Annotated in this window: 10 protein-coding genes and 1 pseudogene; 4 read left to right on the top strand and 7 right to left on the bottom strand. The window is 41.1% G+C overall.

The features are described from left to right. Positions 1-385 precede the first annotated feature (385 nt). The 3 genes from CYAN7822_RS06810 to CYAN7822_RS06800 all read left to right on the top strand — a co-directional run bounded on the left by CYAN7822_RS06810 (position 386) and on the right by CYAN7822_RS06800 (position 3,653). Positions 386-1,315, top strand: coding sequence for a glycosyltransferase family 2 protein (locus CYAN7822_RS06810; RefSeq protein WP_013321502.1), 930 nt, complete (start codon positions 386-388; stop codon positions 1,313-1,315). Between the two features lie 112 nt (positions 1,316-1,427). After that, entirely contained in the window at positions 1,428-2,390 is a 963-nt protein-coding gene (locus CYAN7822_RS06805) for a GDP-mannose 4,6-dehydratase (RefSeq protein ID WP_013321501.1), read from the top strand. Between the two features lie 51 nt (positions 2,391-2,441). Next, positions 2,442-3,653 carry a glycosyltransferase family 4 protein gene (locus CYAN7822_RS06800; protein ID WP_013321500.1) on the top strand — a complete coding sequence of 404 codons (1,212 nt, stop codon included), beginning with the start codon at positions 2,442-2,444 and terminating at the stop codon, positions 3,651-3,653. A 17-nt stretch (positions 3,654-3,670) separates the two neighbouring features. Here the strand turns inward: CYAN7822_RS06800 and CYAN7822_RS06795 are convergent. The 4 genes and pseudogenes from CYAN7822_RS06795 to CYAN7822_RS06780 form a co-directional block, all read right to left on the bottom strand. Beyond that, a pseudogene (locus CYAN7822_RS06795) lies at positions 3,671-4,559 on the bottom strand (AEC family transporter). Positions 4,560-4,577: 18 nt separating this feature from the next. Beyond that, entirely contained in the window at positions 4,578-5,456 is an 879-nt protein-coding gene (locus CYAN7822_RS06790; RefSeq protein ID WP_013321499.1) for a formylglycine-generating enzyme family protein, read from the bottom strand. A 157-nt stretch (positions 5,457-5,613) separates the two neighbouring features. After that, on the bottom strand, positions 5,614-7,089 hold the full coding sequence (locus tag CYAN7822_RS06785; protein WP_013321498.1) for a M23 family metallopeptidase: 1,476 nt from the start codon (positions 7,087-7,089) through the stop codon (positions 5,614-5,616). Positions 7,090-7,194: 105 nt separating this feature from the next. Then, on the bottom strand, positions 7,195-7,941 hold the full coding sequence (locus tag CYAN7822_RS06780) for a biotin--[acetyl-CoA-carboxylase] ligase (protein ID WP_013321497.1): 747 nt from the start codon (positions 7,939-7,941) through the stop codon (positions 7,195-7,197). Between the two features lie 161 nt (positions 7,942-8,102). On the opposite strand from CYAN7822_RS06780, the gene CYAN7822_RS06775 reads away from it, so the two are divergent. Continuing rightward, complete coding sequence (locus CYAN7822_RS06775) at positions 8,103-11,135, top strand: plasmid replication protein, CyRepA1 family (protein ID WP_013321496.1); 3,033 nt, start codon at positions 8,103-8,105, stop codon at positions 11,133-11,135. Here the strand turns inward: CYAN7822_RS06775 and CYAN7822_RS06770 are convergent. From CYAN7822_RS06770 to CYAN7822_RS06760, 3 genes are all read right to left on the bottom strand, one after another. Further along, entirely contained in the window at positions 11,132-11,833 is a 702-nt protein-coding gene (locus tag CYAN7822_RS06770) for a Uma2 family endonuclease (RefSeq protein WP_013321495.1), read from the bottom strand. The genes CYAN7822_RS06775 and CYAN7822_RS06770 overlap by 4 nt on opposite strands. Positions 11,834-12,123: 290 nt before the next feature. After that, positions 12,124-12,513 carry a response regulator gene (locus CYAN7822_RS06765; protein ID WP_013321494.1) on the bottom strand — a complete coding sequence of 130 codons (390 nt, stop codon included), beginning with the start codon at positions 12,511-12,513 and terminating at the stop codon, positions 12,124-12,126. Positions 12,514-12,526: 13 nt separating this feature from the next. Continuing rightward, the gene (locus CYAN7822_RS06760) at positions 12,527-17,686 is read right to left on the bottom strand and encodes a PAS domain S-box protein (protein ID WP_013321493.1); all 5,160 of its coding nucleotides are present in this window, start codon (positions 17,684-17,686) and stop codon (positions 12,527-12,529) included. Positions 17,687-17,702: the final 16 nt, after the last annotated feature.

Raw genomic sequence — 17,702 nt, 5'->3', positions numbered from 1 at the left:
AAATCGTTTAGTCTTAGAACAATAATCTTTTTAGGACAACGCTTTTCAGTAACTAGCCGCTCTGATTTGTGATCAGGGCGGTATTGTCATTTCTAGGATCAATAAAATAGGGCAACCAGAAAAGCGAGGAACAAACCCGCCGAGTGAAGAAGTTGCAATAAATGAACGAGTTAGGTCGTTAATCGAATATACTGGGGAACAAAGGGTTCTAGCTAGAGAGCAGTTTAGGAGTTACGCACTCAGAAACGCGCACTAACGAGTTTATGTCATTCTTCGCTATAGCTCGGAATCTCAAACCCATAAAATTGGGTTATGGTGCGTAAGTCCTACAGTTGTTGCTCAATGCCAAAACATCCAAACCCTAAAAAATTTGTCTGGTAGACTTATGGTCAAGCCTCAGATTGCCGCTATTATCTGTACCCATAATCGAGCTAACTATCTAGGTGCTGCTATTGATAGTTTATTAACTCAAGAGTGTGACAACTTCGAAGTGCTAGTGGTAGATAATGGCTCAACCGATCACACAAAACAAGTCATAGAAACTCGATTATTCCATCCAAGTCTGAATTATCTGTATGAACCGATCTTAGGATTATCAGTAGCCCGTAATACAGGAGCTAAAGCCACAACCGCTCCGATTTTAGCTTATCTAGATGATGATGCTGTGGCTAGTCCCCAATGGCTGAGAGTGATTATCGAAGCTTATGCTAAAAATGACTCTTTAGCGATCGCAGGGGGCAAAGTAACCTTGATTTGGCCAGAAGGAGTCACACCTCCCCAATGGCTATCCGATGATTTAGCCGTCGGGTTAGGCGCTTATAATTTAGGAGATAAAATTCTTTATATTGACCAACCTGGATTAACCCCAAGAGGGCTAAATTACTCGATTCGGCGAATTTTTTTAGAACAGATTGGCGGCTTTGATCCGAATTTAGGACGAGTGGGCACAAAATTGTTATCCAATGAAGAATTATTTATGACCGAATTAGCGCTTAAAGGGGGTTGGCAAGTGGCTTATCTTCCTGAAGCCCTAGTCGCTCATCATGTTGCTCCAGAACGACTCAACAGACAGTGGTTTTTGCAACGTAGCTGGTGGCAAGGGGTAAGCGAATGTTATCGAGAAGAAATAGTTAACCGAGCAGAAATTAGCCGATTAGGAAGAGGTGGAGAACGCTTACTTAGGGGACTCTATAAATCTTTAATAAATATTACAAATCCGGCTATATGTTTTAGCAATTTAGTCTATGCTTATGGACAAATCGGTTACTTAGAAGCTGTCCTAAAAACATTGATTACTCCCAAATCTGAGGTCTGATATCACAACTAATGGACACAAGCAAGAGCTACCTAATGACTAATGACTAATGACTAATGACTAATGACTAATGACTAATAACTAATAACTAATGACTAATGACTAATAACTAATGACTAAAAAAGCTTTAATTTGCGGGGTATCAGGACAAGATGGGGCTTATTTAGCTCAATTGCTGCTCAATAAAGGTTATGAAGTTTGCGGCACATCACGGGATGCTCAAATGTCCTCTTTCAGCAATTTAATTCGTCTAGGAATTAAAGAGAAAATTAAATTAGTATCGATGGCTTCTAATGATTTTCGGAGTGTTTTACAGGTCTTGTTAAAAGTCCAACCTGATGAAGTCTATAATCTAGCTGGACAAAGTTCGGTAGGACTTTCTTTTGAGCAACCCGTAGAAACTCTAGAAAGTATTGCTACAGGAACATTAAATCTTTTAGAAGCCATTCGTTTTACTGGTGCCCCGATCAAGTTTTATAACGCCGGCTCGAGTGAATGTTTTGGAGATATTGGAGATACAGCCGCTACTGAAAGCACGCCTTTTCGTCCGAGAAGTCCCTATGCAGTAGCTAAAGCAACGGCTTTTTGGGAAGTCGCCAACTACCGAGAAGCTTATGGAATCTTTGCTTGTTCTGGTATTCTTTTTAATCATGAGTCACCTTTAAGGCCTGAAAGATTTGTGACACAGAAAATCATTGCGGCGGCTTGTGATATCGCTCAAGGAATTAGAGAAACTCTGCATTTAGGGAATATTAGTATTGAAAGAGATTGGGGATGGGCCCCTGAATATGTAGAAGCCATGTATTTGATGTTACAAAAAGAGCAACCCAATGATTATGTAATTGCTACAGGGCAAAGTTATTCTTTAAAACAATTTGTTGCTGAAGCGTTTGCTTGTGTCGGGTTAAACTGGCAAGATCATCTGATCACTGATCAAAGTTTATTAAGACCCACTGATTTAGCGATTAGTCGAGGAAATCCAGCTAAAGCAAGAGAACAATTAGGATGGAAAGCGCAATATAAAATGCCTGATATTGTTAAAATGATGGTGGAAGATAGAAAAGTTAATTTTTAATTATATCAGATATTTAGGTTTTTAAAAAAAAGGGTATAAGGAAGAAAAATTATGAAAATTTTAATGTTATCTTCGACTTTTCCTTATCCTCCAAGCCTAGGAGGAACACCAGTAAGAACTTTTAATTTATTAAAATATTTAACTCAAAACCATGAGATTACTTTAATAACTCAAAAAGGACTCGATGTCAGTGCGAGCCAAATTGAAGAATTACAGCAATGGGTAAAAGAATTAAAAATATTCCCGCGTCGGGACTCCGTTGAAAAAAATCTCAATAGCAAAATTAAACGATTAATACAATTTTGGCGGGAGGGAACACCCCCTAATGTTTTATTTATCTATAATCCCGAAATTCAGCAGTGGCTCGACCTGGCCGTTGCCCAAAAAAGTTATGATGTAATCACCTGCGAACATAGTGTTAATCAAATTTATGTTCGTCCTGAATGGAAACAGGCGTTAAAAACCGTCGTTAATATTCATAGTTCTGTCTATAAAACTTGCTTAAATCAACTAGAAACTAATACCGCAGAAAATCCCTTGCGTGATCGCTTTTATCTTCCTTTACTCAAACGCTATGAGCAAAAATTTTGTCAAAAGTTCTCAAATCTTGTTGTAACGACCGAAGAAGACCGAACTCAGATACAATTATTTAATCCTCCAGGAGAGATTACCATTATTCCTAATGGCGTTGATCTTGAGCTTTTCCCCTATCGTCAAGTCGATCCAGGGGGACATCAATTAATTATTGCTGGCCTGATGGACTATGTAGTAAATATTGATATGGCAAGATTTTTTAGTTTAGAAATTTTGCCGATTTTACAAGAAAAATATCCTGATACTACCCTAGTGATCCTCGGTTCCAAACCCTCACCGGCTGTACTAGAATTAGCTCAACGTCCTGGAATTACGGTAACCGGTCGAGTGCCTTCTATGGCAGAATATTTACATCAGGCGACTGTTTGTGTTGTGCCTATGCGGTCGGGTTTTGGTATTAAAAATAAAACCCTAGAAGCGATGGCGGCGGGTGTACCAGTTGTGGCTAGTGATCGCGGGTTAGAAGGATTAAAGGTAGATAGTTCTGATGTTCCTATTAGGGCCTTACGGGCTAATCGTATTGAGGAATATGTAACGCAGATTAGCCGCTTATTTGAAGATGCACAATTGAGAGCCGAATTATCCCGTAACGGACGAGATTTAATTGAGCAAGAATATACTTGGGAACAATCCGGAAAGCGCTATGAAGAGGTATTGTCTAAACGATAATTTTTTTGATTTTGACTTTATTTAGATAACCAGAGAGCCATAGGAAGCGTCAAAAAACTAACGATCGTTGTCACAACAATAGTCCGCGCTACTTTATGAGCATCGCCGCCAAATTCAGTTACTAAAACCACACTATTAACGGCGGCTGGCATAGCAGTTTGTAAGATTAAGACCTGTAAATCTAACCCCTTTAACCCTAAAAAATAACCAACTCCATAGGCAATTAAAGGAGCAATGAATAAACGAATTCCGGTGGCTAAAATTTCATATTTTTTTAATTTAAACTGAGTATTAGATAACTGCATTCCTAAAATAATTAAAGCTAAAGGGATAGCAGAAGCACCCAATTGCTCAATCGCTGTATCTAGCCCAAAAGGAAGCTGAATAGAGAATACCCGTAAACTTAAACCGCCCACCATAGCCCAAATTAAAGGGAGTTTTAGAGTCATGCGAAGACCATAACTAAACCCTTCCCCTTTTAACAAAGCCGGCGCAATACCAAACAGCAAAATACTAGAGCCAATCATATAAATAATAGCCCGTTCTAATCCTTCCTGTCCTAAAGCGAAAGCAATCACCGGTAACCCCATATTTCCATTATTGGGGAAGTAAGCTAGTGGCTAGCAAACTTTTTTCGGTTTCGGAAGACAATTTAAACAGTTTACTAACAATATAAACTAAGCTGTAAACCAGAAGAGAAATTAAGGTAAAGCCCACTAATAAACTGCTGGCACTTTGAACCGATAGAGTCGTTCTATATAAACCATCAGCGACTAAAGCCGGGGCAAGAATATAAACTGTGAGTTGATTTAGGGTTTGTAATTCTAATGGTAAAAATTTGCTAGCAATAACCCCAATCAAAATAATAAAACCCACTGGAATAACAGCCGGCAAAAGAGCAGTCAAAGCGGTCATAATTAACTATCAATAAACGACACGAAACCCAAGATCATATAAAGAAGCATCCGGGGAAAATTTCACTCGATAAGCCGAACGACATTTTTTTGGTCCAGTATTCCAAGACCCCCCTCTTAGCACACGTTTAGTTTCATCGCCATTGAGTATCCATACTGAACCATCTGTTGCACTTCCAGTATAATTATCATGCCAATAATCAGCACACCATTCTCTGACATTACCATGCAGATCATATAACCCAAATTGATTAGCGGCTTTGAAATAGTCTACGGGGGTGGTTTCTCTGCGATCTTCTCCTAAAGGTCCGTTGCCATAATAACCTTTACTGCAAATCTTGCCATTATACTCCCAATTTACGCCTGAATAGTTGGCTAATTGAGTTGTCATAGTTTCTCCAAAATGGAAAGGCGTAAGAGTGCCCGCGCGACAAGCATATTCCCACTCCGCTTCGCTGGGTAAGCGGTAATGATAACCCGTATATTGAGATAACCTAGCACAAAATTCCTGGGCCTCGTACCAAGACACCTGTTCTACAGGACGGTTATGGCCTTGAAAGTTCGAGGGGTTGGGGTTAAGCGGTTGATTCACTTTTGGGAATTTAGCGACGGTTTGCCATTGCGCTTGGGTAATGGGATATTTACCCATTAAAAAGGGCTTGACAGTCACTAAATGTTGTGGACCCTGAGACGGATGGGAACCTTCTTCTGTATCTGGTGAACCCATCAGAAAAGTTCCACCAGGAATGACAACCATTTCTAAGGTGACATCATTATCTAGATTGAAAAGTGTAGATTGGGTGACACTATGATAACGGTTTATCTCCTGACCTACTGCATTAAGGGTGATAACCTCGAATTCAAAAACCGAGGGAGATGGCTGTGGCATTGAATTTAAGCTGCTAATAACAGCTTTAGTTAAAACAAAGGGATATAAACTTATTATTTAATAATTAAACCCAAGAAACAACCCGACTTTTCGGTAAAATCGGGCGGCTAAAATGGCTTAGTGATGTTTATTGACTCTATCTCAAAAAAGATTTTCCTTAGCCTTGTTTGTTAGGGGTAGTTTTGTTGGCTACTGACATAGACTCAATCAAGTTTTCTAAAGCATACTCTAGATGAGTTCCAGCATCCACAGCTACCCAACCGTCTTGTGTTAGATATCGCCATTCAAAATGGAGGTGAGGCCCGGTTGAAAATCCGGTACTTCCAACCCGTCCAATGACAGCGCCTTGTTCTACCTGTTGACCCGGTTGTACATAAATTTCCGAGAGGTGACCATAACGAGACTCTTGCTTACCGTCTAAATGGCGTAAAATAACCAGTAATCCATAACCCCCTACAGGACCAGCTACCGCGACTTCACCCGGATAAGCCGCTAACACAGGGGTACCCAGAGGAGCGCCAATATCTGTTCCTTCGTGCATTCTGCCTCCTCCTGTGATGGGATGAACCCGCCAGCCAAAGGCTGAGGTAATTCTCGCGGGAATGGGTAAAGGAAAGATTAGGTCAGTTTTATGAGTTGTGGGAGCCGCTTGTGTCTCTATCCCCATTTCGGCTGAACGGTTGTAGCGGGGAACAGGAGCAAGCGCAATTTTTAGCCCATTCATTTCAATGGGTTGCAAGCTCACCACTTGAGAGTCATTGATTCTTTGAGGTGTTGTATTAACCGGTTGGGTGACTAGGGTTGAATAAATTGGCTGTGCCACTCGGATACTCTTAATATCACTCGAAGCAATCAAATTTCGGCTCGGCGCAGTGGGCTGATTATATTGTCTGGCAACGGTTAAAGAACGAGCGATGGTCAAATTTCGGGGAGGCATCGCTTTTTGTGTTGTGGCCGCTATTCTACTCATTCTCGTCTGTTCAGGCGACTGTCGTCGAGAAACCGCGCCGCATCCACCGCTTAAACCGCCATTTTGGGAAATGGTTTGACAGCCGGTAGAGCGCTCTGTTAATACCACTGCTGCCGGAGCCGAATAGGTGTTAGGAGCATTGCCCCCATATTGAGCCGTGTCAATGTAGGTATTTTTGCCCGTCTCTATCCCATTAGCGAAATTCTGATTGTTGCCCGTTTGAACTTGGGGCATGATTGGGCTAGATACCTGTTTAACCTGGGGAACTGAAATTCTCGGGGCCGATAATTGTACTTGATTGTTGGCGCTATTAGGCGCTTTTACCGGTGCCGGTTTAGGTTCGACTTTAAAAATTACCGGTTTTAAAGGAGCCGCAGGTTTAACAATGGTGGTTCGTTCAGGTGCTATTTGGGGTCTAGCTTTAGGAATAATGACCGGTGTTTGAGTGGCAGGCGGTGCTGCAACTGGTTCTGCTGCTGCTGTAGGGGCAGAAGTTTCTGGAATCACTACCACATCATCGGTTGCTCCTACTCGCTGTGGCGTGAAAATTAAGCCGCTACTCAAGAGACTGATGGCACCGAGAAACGCTGTACTGCCTTTGAGCATTAGGGAACTCGAGAAACTATTGAAGGGATTAAATCCCTGGGAAGATTTTCGTAACATTTTCTCCTCACTTCTCACACTAAACTTTAAACGTGATCGGATTAGGGTTGGAATTTAACCCACAGGGGGGTCAGGAACATCTTTGATTTTTTTCTATCTATAGTCTTAATCATAGCCAAGAGTTATTGTACCAGGTGGTAGAGACAGTTGTGTCATTGCACCAGGGGAGTACAGGCGAACTTGTAATTCTCCTTGGCTGCTTACGCCCACTACAGTTCCTAAGCTCCCATTTACCATAACTTTCTTACCTAGACTTTGCAAGCATTTTAAATAGTCATCCAAGATGATTTCTATTCCTTTTTGAATATAACGTTCATATCCTGCTAAAATCCCGCCAATGGTGAGAGCCGCTAACTCTTCTAAAGAGTTTATCGAGGCTGTTGGCTGCTCTTGAAGATAAGATTGTAAATTAATGCCTACTTCTGGGACGGGATTTGTCCAATTGATGCCCACCCCGATGACGGCAGAAGTAATCAGGCCTTGATTTATCCGAGTTTCGCTTTTAATGCCGCCTAGTTTGCGTCCCTTTAAGATTAAATCATTGGGCCATTTCAGCCCAACCGGAATATGGTAACGCCGCAGCGTCTCGGCAATTCCGGCTGCGGTAAATAAGGTGAGATGAGGGGCATCCTGTGCAGCAATTTCAACCCTTAAAGCCATCGATAAATATAGTCCCCCCGGCAGAGATTGCCATTTTCTGCCCCATTGCCCCCTACCAGCAGTTTGTTCAGTGGCTATGGCTACCATTGGCGGCTGAGTTCCTTGTTCTATCAGTTGAGCGAGGATTTCATTGGTAGAATCAATCCTATCAAACAGATAACATGAGAGTTGCTGCCTTTGTTGAGCCGTCATTACCTTCCCTAAAGCCTTGTCTAGTTTCTGTTGATTTAATATCACTAATTTCCCAACTCTGCTATAATAAACATCCCTATGTATAGTATAAATGTGAAAAATTTTTTTTAAAAACGCTATATATAGGGTTATCAGGTTGAATTGATCCCCGGAGTTAAGCGATGAACTATCTATTAGAGTGGCAAAAAAGTGGTGTCGATGAACAATTAACCCGACTCAATGTCAATGCTTTAGAGGGTTCTATCGCTCAAGAATATCTCCTTTACTCTGATGAACTCCCCAGGCGCAACGATGGACGAGTCAGTAGCTACATTCTTAAACGCTATCAACATACTCAAGAGGGGGGATGGTGGTGTTCGGGTGTTGACTTACTCACCGGCGAAGATGACTTGTGGGGCTGCTTTAAACCCAAATTTCCGCGCTCGAGTTTCAACAAACTGATTAAATATGAACATCCGCCGGCAACCCCTAGCGGGCTGTTTGCTTTGCGCGTCCCGCCACATCTTTGGCAACAAATCGCTCATCGTTCAGGGATAGATAATATACCACAGAATACGCATAAAAGTCAAGATAATAGGCAATTTTGGCAGTGGTTAATGGAGAATCCTACTATTCCGTTATGTATTACAGAAGGAGCCAAAAAAGCAGGAGCATTACTCAGTGCCGGTTATGCGGCTATTGCCCTTCCTGGGGTTCATAATGGTTATCGTACCCCGAAAAATGAACAAGGGGAACGCATCGGCAAATCTCGCCTCATTCCCCAATTAGAAAAATTAGCCACCCCAGGGCGACAAATTTACATTACTTTTGATCAAGATACTAAACCTTCTACCATCAAAGCGGTGAATAGTGCCATCCGCAAATTAGGTTATTTATTAACTCAAGCCGCTTGTACGGTTAAAGTCATTACTTGGAACCCTCAACAAGGAAAAGGCGTAGATGATTTAATGGCTAATGAAGGACAAAAAGCTTTTGATTTAGCCTATAAAAAAGCGGTGTCCTTAGATACCTGGAAAGCCCAACAATTATCTCAACTAACTTATCATCCTAGCTTAGAACTTAACTGTCGATATCTTGACAATATTTCTATTCCTGAAAACGAAAAACTGATCGCCATTAAATCCCCAAAAGGAACCGGCAAAACACAATTTCTTGAAAAGATTGTCAAGCAAGCTTTATCACGTCAGCAATGGGTTTTAGTCATCGGACATCGGGTCAAATTGGTGGAAGAATTATGTCATCGCTTCGGAATTAAATATATTACTGAAGTTCGGGATAAGACTGACCACCAATGCTTAGGCTATGGATTATGTCTTGATTCGCTTCATCCCCATTCTCAAGCTCAATTTCAAGCCGCTAATTGGTCAAATGGAGTGGTCATTATTGATGAAGTGGAGCAAGTGCTTTGGCATGGGTTAAACTCAGATACTTGTAAAGGAAATCGAGTGGCTATTTTGAAATCTTTAAAAACCCTCATGCAAAATGTTTTAGGGGGAGAAGGAAAAGTTTTTATTGCCGATGCCGACTTGAGTGATATTTCCCTTAACTATCTCATGAATTTAGCGGGGGTGTCGTTTCTTCCTTATATTATTGATAACCAATGGAAACCCGAAGAAAATAATACCTGGAAAGTCTATAATTATCAAGATACGACTCCCAAAAAATTGGTAAAAGATTTAGTCAAACATATTCAGCAAGGCGGCAAACCCTTTATTTGTTTATCAGCACAAAAATTAACCAGTCAATGGGGAACTTTAAGCTTAGAAGCTTATTTAAAAAAACAATTCCCAACACTGAAAATACTGCGTCTAGATTCAGAATCTTTAGCCGATCCGACTCAAGCGGCTTATAACTGCATTACCCATCTCGATGAAATTTTAGTCAACTATGACGTAGTTTTATGTAGTCCTTCCATTGAAACCGGAGTCAGTATTGATTTAAAAGGGCATTTTACCTCGGTGTGGTGCATTGCCCAAGGCATACAAACTTCTTCCTCTGTCTGTCAGGGATTGAGCCGAATTAGAGATAATATTCCTCGCTATATATGGGTAGCTAATTATGGGTTTAATCAGATCGGAAATGGTTCCACATCTATTCCTAATTTACTCACTTCTGGACATCGTTTAACTCAACTGAATATGCGGCTGCTACAACAAGCCGATTTTGACTCTATAGACGATTTTGATACGGGATTTCAAGCGGAATCATTACTCTGTTGGGCGAAAATGGCAGTTAGGGTTAACGCCTCAATGATCAATTATCGAGAGGCAGTATTAGCGATCCTGCAAGCAGAAAATCATCCAATAATCAAAGTTACTCGCTCACCTCAAGAATTATCTTTAAAGCAAGAAAGTCAGAAAGCTTCTCCGTCTCAAAATCAATTAACAGAAGCCATTAATGAAGTTAGAAAACAAAATTATCAGGCTGAATGTGAAGCAATTGCCCAAGCGAAAAATCTCAATGAACAAGAATATTTTAGCTTAAACAAAAGTCTCGTTAAAACAGCTACCCAAAGACGAGAATTAAGAAAATTTGATTTAAAAAAACGTTATGGAATTCCCGTGACGGCTCAATTAGTTATTCAAGATGACCAAGGATGGTATCAACAACTCCGATTACATTATTTTCTGACAATAGGTCGTTCTTTTTTGGCAGATAGAGATACAATAGTGGCAAAAAAATTACTTCAAATAGGTCATGGTAGTCTCTTTCTTCCCGATTTTAATGGCTCTCAGATGGGGGCGGCTATTGGCACAATGGAAGTCTTAGGTATTCCTGTGCTTTTAGCTGATCCACAACGAGAGTTACGCAATATTGATGAAGATTTAAAGGCTATGGCGGCTCTCGCTCTTTCTAATCGTTTAGAAATTAAAACTATTCTAGGCATTGGCATTGCTAAAAATGCAAGTCCAGTGACTATTATTCGGCAGCTTTTAGATAAAATCGGTTATAGTTTAACCTGTATTCGCTGTGAAAGTTTGCAGAAAAAAAGAGTTAGAGTTTATCAATTAGTTCAGCCTAATGATGGCAGAGAAGAAGTGTTTCAACAATGGTTAATGGCTGATCATAAATATGCCGGCAGTTCAGAACTTTGGTTTGAAGACCATGAATCTTTAATCCGTTTGAATCCACAAGTTGAAGAGAACCCGTCTAATAAATATATTCAATTAAGTTTGTTTGAAATCCCTACTTAAATTTCTTCATTGGGGTCAATTCCTAAGCTTCGCAAGCGTTCTTCTAAGCGTTTGGCTTTTTCTTGTGCGGCTTGGGCTTGTTGTTGTGCTTCTAAAATGCTTTCTTCAGGGGTTAAATAACGCTTTTCCTGTTGATCATACCAATATAACCATTCTCGGTTAATGCCTTGATATATTCCTTGTTCTCTGCCGATTCCTAAAGTTAATTCAGGCAACCAAACCGGCTCACCTCGTTGTAATTGATATTCACCCTTTTCCAATTTATACACTTCTAAACGAGGTTTCTTTTTACGTAATGGATTATAAACAACATAATATAAAACCTCTATTTTTTGGTATAATTTTTTCTTGTTAGTGTATTCTCCTCGTCGTTTTTGAGAAACTACCTCTAACACTAAAATGGGAACTTTTTGTTCTTCCCAAAGGACATAAGATAAGCGTAAATCTTCATCAATAATGCGGGAAACCCCTAAACTTAAAAACCCATCAGGAACGATGGCCGGTTCATCGGGGTCATAATAAATGCCCGTATTTACCCCAAAAAACCAATCCATCCTCTCTGACCAAATTAAGGCTAGAGTAATTTCTAATAAAGTAGGGATCAGATGTTGTAATTGATTATCCACCGGGGTATCGTCGGAGTCAGGGAGGTCTTCAGCAGAGGGTAAACAAGCTAGAGGATTATATTTCAGTAGCATAGCCTTGGTGAGACTGGATGGTATTTCTATTGTAATCTCCCCATTAGGGACCCCCGACTTTTCAAACAATCAGACAATTAATTATAAGAGCGATGCTAGAGGTTAAAAAGCGTTACTTAAAAGGTAACGCTCTCTGAAATCATTACGCTTGATATGATACAAATAGCAAAAAATTATAAGAATTTTATAAGAACAGGAAAAAAAATGGCTCTCTTGACCTGAGTTTCATCTAGCAGCCGCTCCTGCGGTTAGGACAGCCTTAAAAGCTAAAACACAGGCCACAGCAAGGATTAACTTTTGTGGTCATCATCCCATCCTAAAAGAACGGCGACTTCAGTCCAAACTGTCAGAGGGTTAAAGGGTTTGGTGATCACGCCGGCTACCCCCATTTGGGCAAAACGTTGGCGATCACTGGCTAAGACTTTAGCCGTCAATAACACCACCGGAATCCGTTCAGTGAGGGGATCTGCTTGCAGTTTTTCAAACACAGAAAAACCGTCCATATCCGGCATCGATACATCCAAAACAATCGCATCAAGTGCGTTCATTTTCGCTTTTTCTAAGCCTTCGGCCCCTGATGCTGCCGTGATGGTTTCCCAGCGAGCAAACTTTTCAAAAGCCACTTGAGCAACATCTCGAATATCTTGGTCATCATCCACAATTAAAATGCGTTTAGTCATTATTTTCAGTTCCTTACATATCGTGCGGCGGTTCTTGTTCCCATAAAGGCAACGTAAAATAAAAAATACTTCCTTGGCCTACTACACTTTCTACCCAAATTTTTCCGTTATGCTGCTCAATAATACTTTTACAAATAGCCAATCCTAAACCGGTTCCTCCTTTTTGACGAGAATCTGAGACATCAACTTGTTGGAATCTGCCAAAAATACTCTCAAGTTTGTCAGACGGAATACCTCGTCCTTGGTCTTCGATGGAAAAGAGCAGATAACTTGAGCCAAGATGGGGGAAATTTTCGCTTTTTTGTAATCCCCATTCCCCATTGCTCCTTTGTGCTTTTAACCAAATCATGCTCCCTGGATCAGAAAATTTGATCCCATTACCGAGAAGATTGATCAGAGTTTGCACAATTGCGTCAAAATCTGCCCAAACTTGAGCCTCCACAGCAGTAAAATTGATCCTAATAGAGGCTAGATTGGCGATCGCCTCAACCGATTCTACAGCTTGTTCCATTAAGTCACTCACCTGGCAAGGTTTCATAACAAGCTCAGTTTTTCCGGATTCTAAACGTTCAAGATCGAGAATATCATTAACCAGACGAGCTAAACGCTCACTATTGTTTAAGGCCACTTTGAGCATACGGTTAGCGGTTAGCGGCTCATCATTTAGCACGCCGCTTTCTAAAATTCCCAGAGAACCCCGAATAGCTGTCAGAGGGGTGCGGAGTTCATGACTGACAATCGAGATAAATTCATCCTTCATACGATCAAGTTTATGACGCTCACTAATATCCTGGATCTGAACCACATAATAAAGGGGAAGATGGTCTTGGTCCTTGATGAGAGAGACGCTCGAGATTGCCCAAATTAGACGGCCTTCTTGATGAAGATAACGTTTTTCCACTTGGTAAGTGCTATATTCACCCTTTAACATCTGCTCAAGGGCGGCTAAGTTTGTCTCGAGGTCATCAGGGTGGGTAATATCCTCAAAAGTTAGCCTTAACAGTTCTGCTTCACTATATCCGATCATTTCACATAGAGAACGATTGACTTTTAGAAATCTCCTATGAAGATTGACTAAGGCCATACCAATGGCGGCATCTTCAAAAGCACGACGAAAGCGTTCTTCACTCTCTCTTAAAGCTTCTTGTGCCCGTTTGCGAGTGTTAATATCTGTCACTCGTATTAGATTAACCCTCATATCAGCAATAACAAAAGGTTTGGCGGCTATGTTTCCCCAAAATAAATTGCCTTTGCCGGTGATATATTCAAGTTCCAGACTCCAGAAACCTTTTTCATCCATTTCTTGAGTAATCTGCTCGATTTCTTCTGTCGTGAAGGGATAACGCTGAAGACTGCGGCCTTCTGTACCAATGAGGTCATCTTTACTCGGCACTTCAAATAACTCTACGGCTCGACGATTACAATCAGTGATCAGTAATGTGTGGGGATCGACCAAAAAAATTGCATCGGTAGACTCATTAAAAATCGTTTCCCGCAGTTCTTTTTGTTTTTGGAGTTCTAATTCAGCCTGTTTGCGTTCAGTAATATCTTGAACAAAAGAAAGAACAGAAACCAAATTCCCCATTTCATCAAACACAGCAGAACTATCCCACTGACAAATCATTACCCGACCCTCTTTAGTCACGTTACGATTGATAATAGTCTGGTTAGTAATTAAGCCATTCATAAAGGCAGTAGTGACTGCATTAACAAGATCTTGATCTTCTCGATGAACAAAATTCCAGTCTTGCCAAAAATGACTTTTTACCTCTTCTGCACTCCAACCAAACATCTGTTCTGCTTGTTTTGACCAACGAAGAACATGAAAGCTTTTATCCCATTGAACGATTCCTAGAGGAGAGTTTTCAAAATGAGCGTCGATTTGCTGGAGAGCCTGTTTTAGGGCGCGTTCTGTGCGTTTGAGTTCGGTTATCTCCAATGCCGTCCCAATAATGCGGAAAATTCGACCCTCTAGATTACAAAGCGGTGTTAAAGTGGTGTACCAAGAGGTTTCTCTGCCATGAAGAAAAACATTTTCTTGATAGCTAATGGTGGTTCTAGCGGCCAGACAATCTCGATAGTGTTGAGTAATAGCCTCCCAGGCAGGAACTTGAGCTTCTTGTGGCGTTTTGCCGTAAATTTCTGAAAGCGAGAAACCCACAGCGCGTTGATGGGCGGGATTTAAGGACACAAAGCGAAAATCTTCATTTTCATCGACATCGATCACAAAAATCGGTTCTTCCACTCCTTCATAAATACTACGCAGGAAAATTTCTTGTTCTTGTAAACGGGCTTCAATCTGTTTGCGCTCGGTAATATCGATGACAACACCGTACCAAGCAATTGCGCCATTACTACGCCGCTCGGGTTGGGATTTTCCCTGTAACCATTTTACTTTTCCAGAGGGAGTTATAATGCGCCATTGATGATCAAAAAGTTCTAAACTCTCGGCACTTTTAGCCACCGCCTCCCCATAAGTGGCGCGATCATCTGGATGAATTAACTCAAGCAAGACATGAGCATTTTCTAAAACTTGTTCGGCGGTGAGTTCGTTAATGGCTTCACAAGCTGAACTAATGTACTCAAACCTGATCAAACCATCTGCCTCTTGAACAATCGTATAAATGACTGAGGGAGCATGATAGTTAAATTGACACAGCCATTGCTCGGTTTTTCGCAGTTGGGCTTCTACTTGCTTTTTTTCAGTAATATCTAAGACCACACCGTGCCAAGCAATTTCCCCATTTTCTCGCCGTTCGGGTCGGGAATGGGCTTGAATCCATTTTACTTGGCCAGAAGGTGTAATAATGCGCCATTCGTGTCTAAATGGTTGCATCTCCTTAAGACTTTCTACAACGGCTTGCTGATAGCCGCTCAAATCATCTGGGTGCATCTGGTTTATGGTTATAGAAGCATCCTTAAGAATTTCTGTCAGAGGAACTTCATGAATTTCTTCAAAGGCAGGACTCACATACTCATAGCGTACCGGTCCATCAGGATATTCCACCACTGTATAAATTACTCCGGGGGAAGCGCTTGCCAACTGTTGAAAGCGAAATTCACTTTTTTGTAAGGCTTCTTCGGTTTGTTTGCGCTCGCTAATATCTGAGGTTACGGCGGTGACTATCCAGCAGTTTTGCTTTTCATCCCACCGAGAACTATTCGTTTGAGAGAACCAGCGCAGGGTTCCATTTTTGTGATAGAAGCGATACTCATAAGTTCCTACTTGTTGGGCGAAAATGTTGGCAAATAATTCTGCTTCAATGGCCTGCCAGTCTTCTGGGGCAATACGAGCAACCCAGAGGTCTTTGTCTGCCTTCAGTTCTTGGGCGCTATAACCGGAAATGGCTTGGCAACCGGCAGAGAGATAGTTAATACTCCAGTTTTTATCCGCTAACACTCGAAAACTGGTAATGGCGGCTACGCAATAGTTGAGAATGTCATCAAGTTGGGTTTGGGAAGCTTGCAGCGCAATTTCTAGTTGTTTGCGATCAGTAATATCTTTGGAGATTGTTAAAACTCGCAGTTCTCCATCGAGTTCTACCAATTCAATTGATAGTAAAGCCGTTCCCAATTTCCCGGTTTTGGTGCGGTAGTCAAATTCAAACCCCTTAACCACCCCATATTTTTGTAACTTCTCTCCCAGCGCGGCATCTTGTTGAGCATCAGCAATAAAATTTAATTGGGCCGCCGTTTTACCAATTATTTCCTCGCGTGTATATTCACTAAATTCTAAAAAACTTTCATTAACGTCCAGATAATATCCCCCCATAAGGCTGTTAATAGAAATTGGATCGGGACAAGAGCGAAACACTTTGGTAAACTTTTCTTCTGACTGTTGTAGGGCGGTTTTGATCTGTTCAAAAGACTGTTGAAGTTGTGCGGCAGTAAGGTTAAAGGACTGAGTAAGAAGCGAAATTTCTCGGATCACGCTCTCTTGTTTCAAAGAATGCTGCCAATTTCCCTCGGCTAAAACTTGACTTGCTTGACTTAATCGTCGGATGGGCCGAGCAATCCAGTTAGCGGTTAAAATTCCGATAATAATTACTCCCAATAAGATGAAGCTAGATATAATAATTGTGTGCCAGACATTATCATTAATTTCTGTCATTAAGTCTGACCGGGGAACAACCACCACAATCAGCCAATCTAACCCATATTTATCTTGATAGGGAGTTACCTGAACAAAATGATGTTCGTTTTGGACAGATAAATCGAGTTGTGTTGTCTTTTGTAGATTCTTGAAACTGCCGAATTTTTTAAGTAGCTGTTGGGCAATTTCTCGGGTACTCGGATTTGTGCTGTTGAGAATTGGTAATCTTGTGGTTTGTTTTCCTTGCTTGATATGGGGAGTTTCTAAGGTAGATGTGGCCACTAAATCTCCCGAACGCTCAATGATAAAAAGTTGTGCGGATGGGGAAATATTTAAGTCATTTAAAAAGGTACTAATATCGCTTAAAGAAAAAATACTCGTAAACATTCCTTGAAATTGTCCAGCCGCATTATAAATGGGAGCGACTGCTGCTGTTTGTAACTTACCTGTAATTTGAGAAACAGCGATGGGTACCCAACCTTGTTTGCCGGACTTTTTTCCGTATAAATACCAATCTATCTGGCGGTAATCTTTAACGACTTTATAAACAAGTTTTCTGGCTTTTCCTTCCCCATCAACGAGATAGAATAGGTGTTCATCGGGTTGGGTTTTTTTAACTTGTTGTAAGAAGATAGTCCCGAGGGAAATGTTTTCTCCGGTAACCTGACGAGCAAAGTCACAATCGTCTGTAGATTGGATACGTCCGTACCCGATAGCTTCACCCTGCTCATTCCAAAAGTTACTGGTTCCTAATAAGGGATACAGCCTGATCTGCTGCCAAAATTGTTGTTGCAGTTGATTCAAATCCTTGATATTTAGGAGTCCTTGCTGTGCCGCTAAATGATTAGTTGCGACAATATCGTGGGGAGCCTCTAAGAATTTATCGAGGTGATCGCTGACCCGCTCTGACACCTTTTCTAACAATTGATCGGCTAATTTTTCCACAGCCTGTTGTCCACTGCGATAAGAAAAATAGCCAACCAATCCCACTGCTCCGACAATTTGTAGAACAAAAGGCACAATCAGCACCCATCGCAGCGAAATTTTAGGAAGAGGTCGATTTAGCGGCAAGAAAAACATAAAACTTAAAAGAAGC

It is taken from the genome of Gloeothece verrucosa PCC 7822 (assembly GCF_000147335.1).
In the GTDB taxonomy this organism is placed as follows: Bacteria; Cyanobacteriota; Cyanobacteriia; order Cyanobacteriales; family Microcystaceae; genus Gloeothece; species Gloeothece verrucosa.
The sequence above is the reverse complement of the archived record's forward strand: the minus strand, read 5'-3'. Positions and strand labels throughout refer to the sequence as shown.

Coding starts and splice junctions, on each gene's coding strand:
- CYAN7822_RS06810 (WP_013321502.1), top strand. CDS start 386: ATGGTCAAGCCTCAGATTGCCGCTATTATCTGTACCCATAATCGAGCT.
- CYAN7822_RS06805 (WP_013321501.1), top strand. CDS start 1,428: ATGACTAAAAAAGCTTTAATTTGCGGGGTATCAGGACAAGATGGGGCT.
- CYAN7822_RS06800 (WP_013321500.1), top strand. CDS start 2,442: ATGAAAATTTTAATGTTATCTTCGACTTTTCCTTATCCTCCAAGCCTA.
- CYAN7822_RS06790 (WP_013321499.1), bottom strand. CDS start 5,456: ATGCCACAGCCATCTCCCTCGGTTTTTGAATTCGAGGTTATCACCCTT.
- CYAN7822_RS06785 (WP_013321498.1), bottom strand. CDS start 7,089: ATGTTACGAAAATCTTCCCAGGGATTTAATCCCTTCAATAGTTTCTCG.
- CYAN7822_RS06780 (WP_013321497.1), bottom strand. CDS start 7,941: ATGACGGCTCAACAAAGGCAGCAACTCTCATGTTATCTGTTTGATAGG.
- CYAN7822_RS06775 (WP_013321496.1), top strand. CDS start 8,103: ATGAACTATCTATTAGAGTGGCAAAAAAGTGGTGTCGATGAACAATTA.
- CYAN7822_RS06770 (WP_013321495.1), bottom strand. CDS start 11,833: ATGCTACTGAAATATAATCCTCTAGCTTGTTTACCCTCTGCTGAAGAC.
- CYAN7822_RS06765 (WP_013321494.1), bottom strand. CDS start 12,513: ATGACTAAACGCATTTTAATTGTGGATGATGACCAAGATATTCGAGAT.
- CYAN7822_RS06760 (WP_013321493.1), bottom strand. CDS start 17,686: ATGTTTTTCTTGCCGCTAAATCGACCTCTTCCTAAAATTTCGCTGCGA.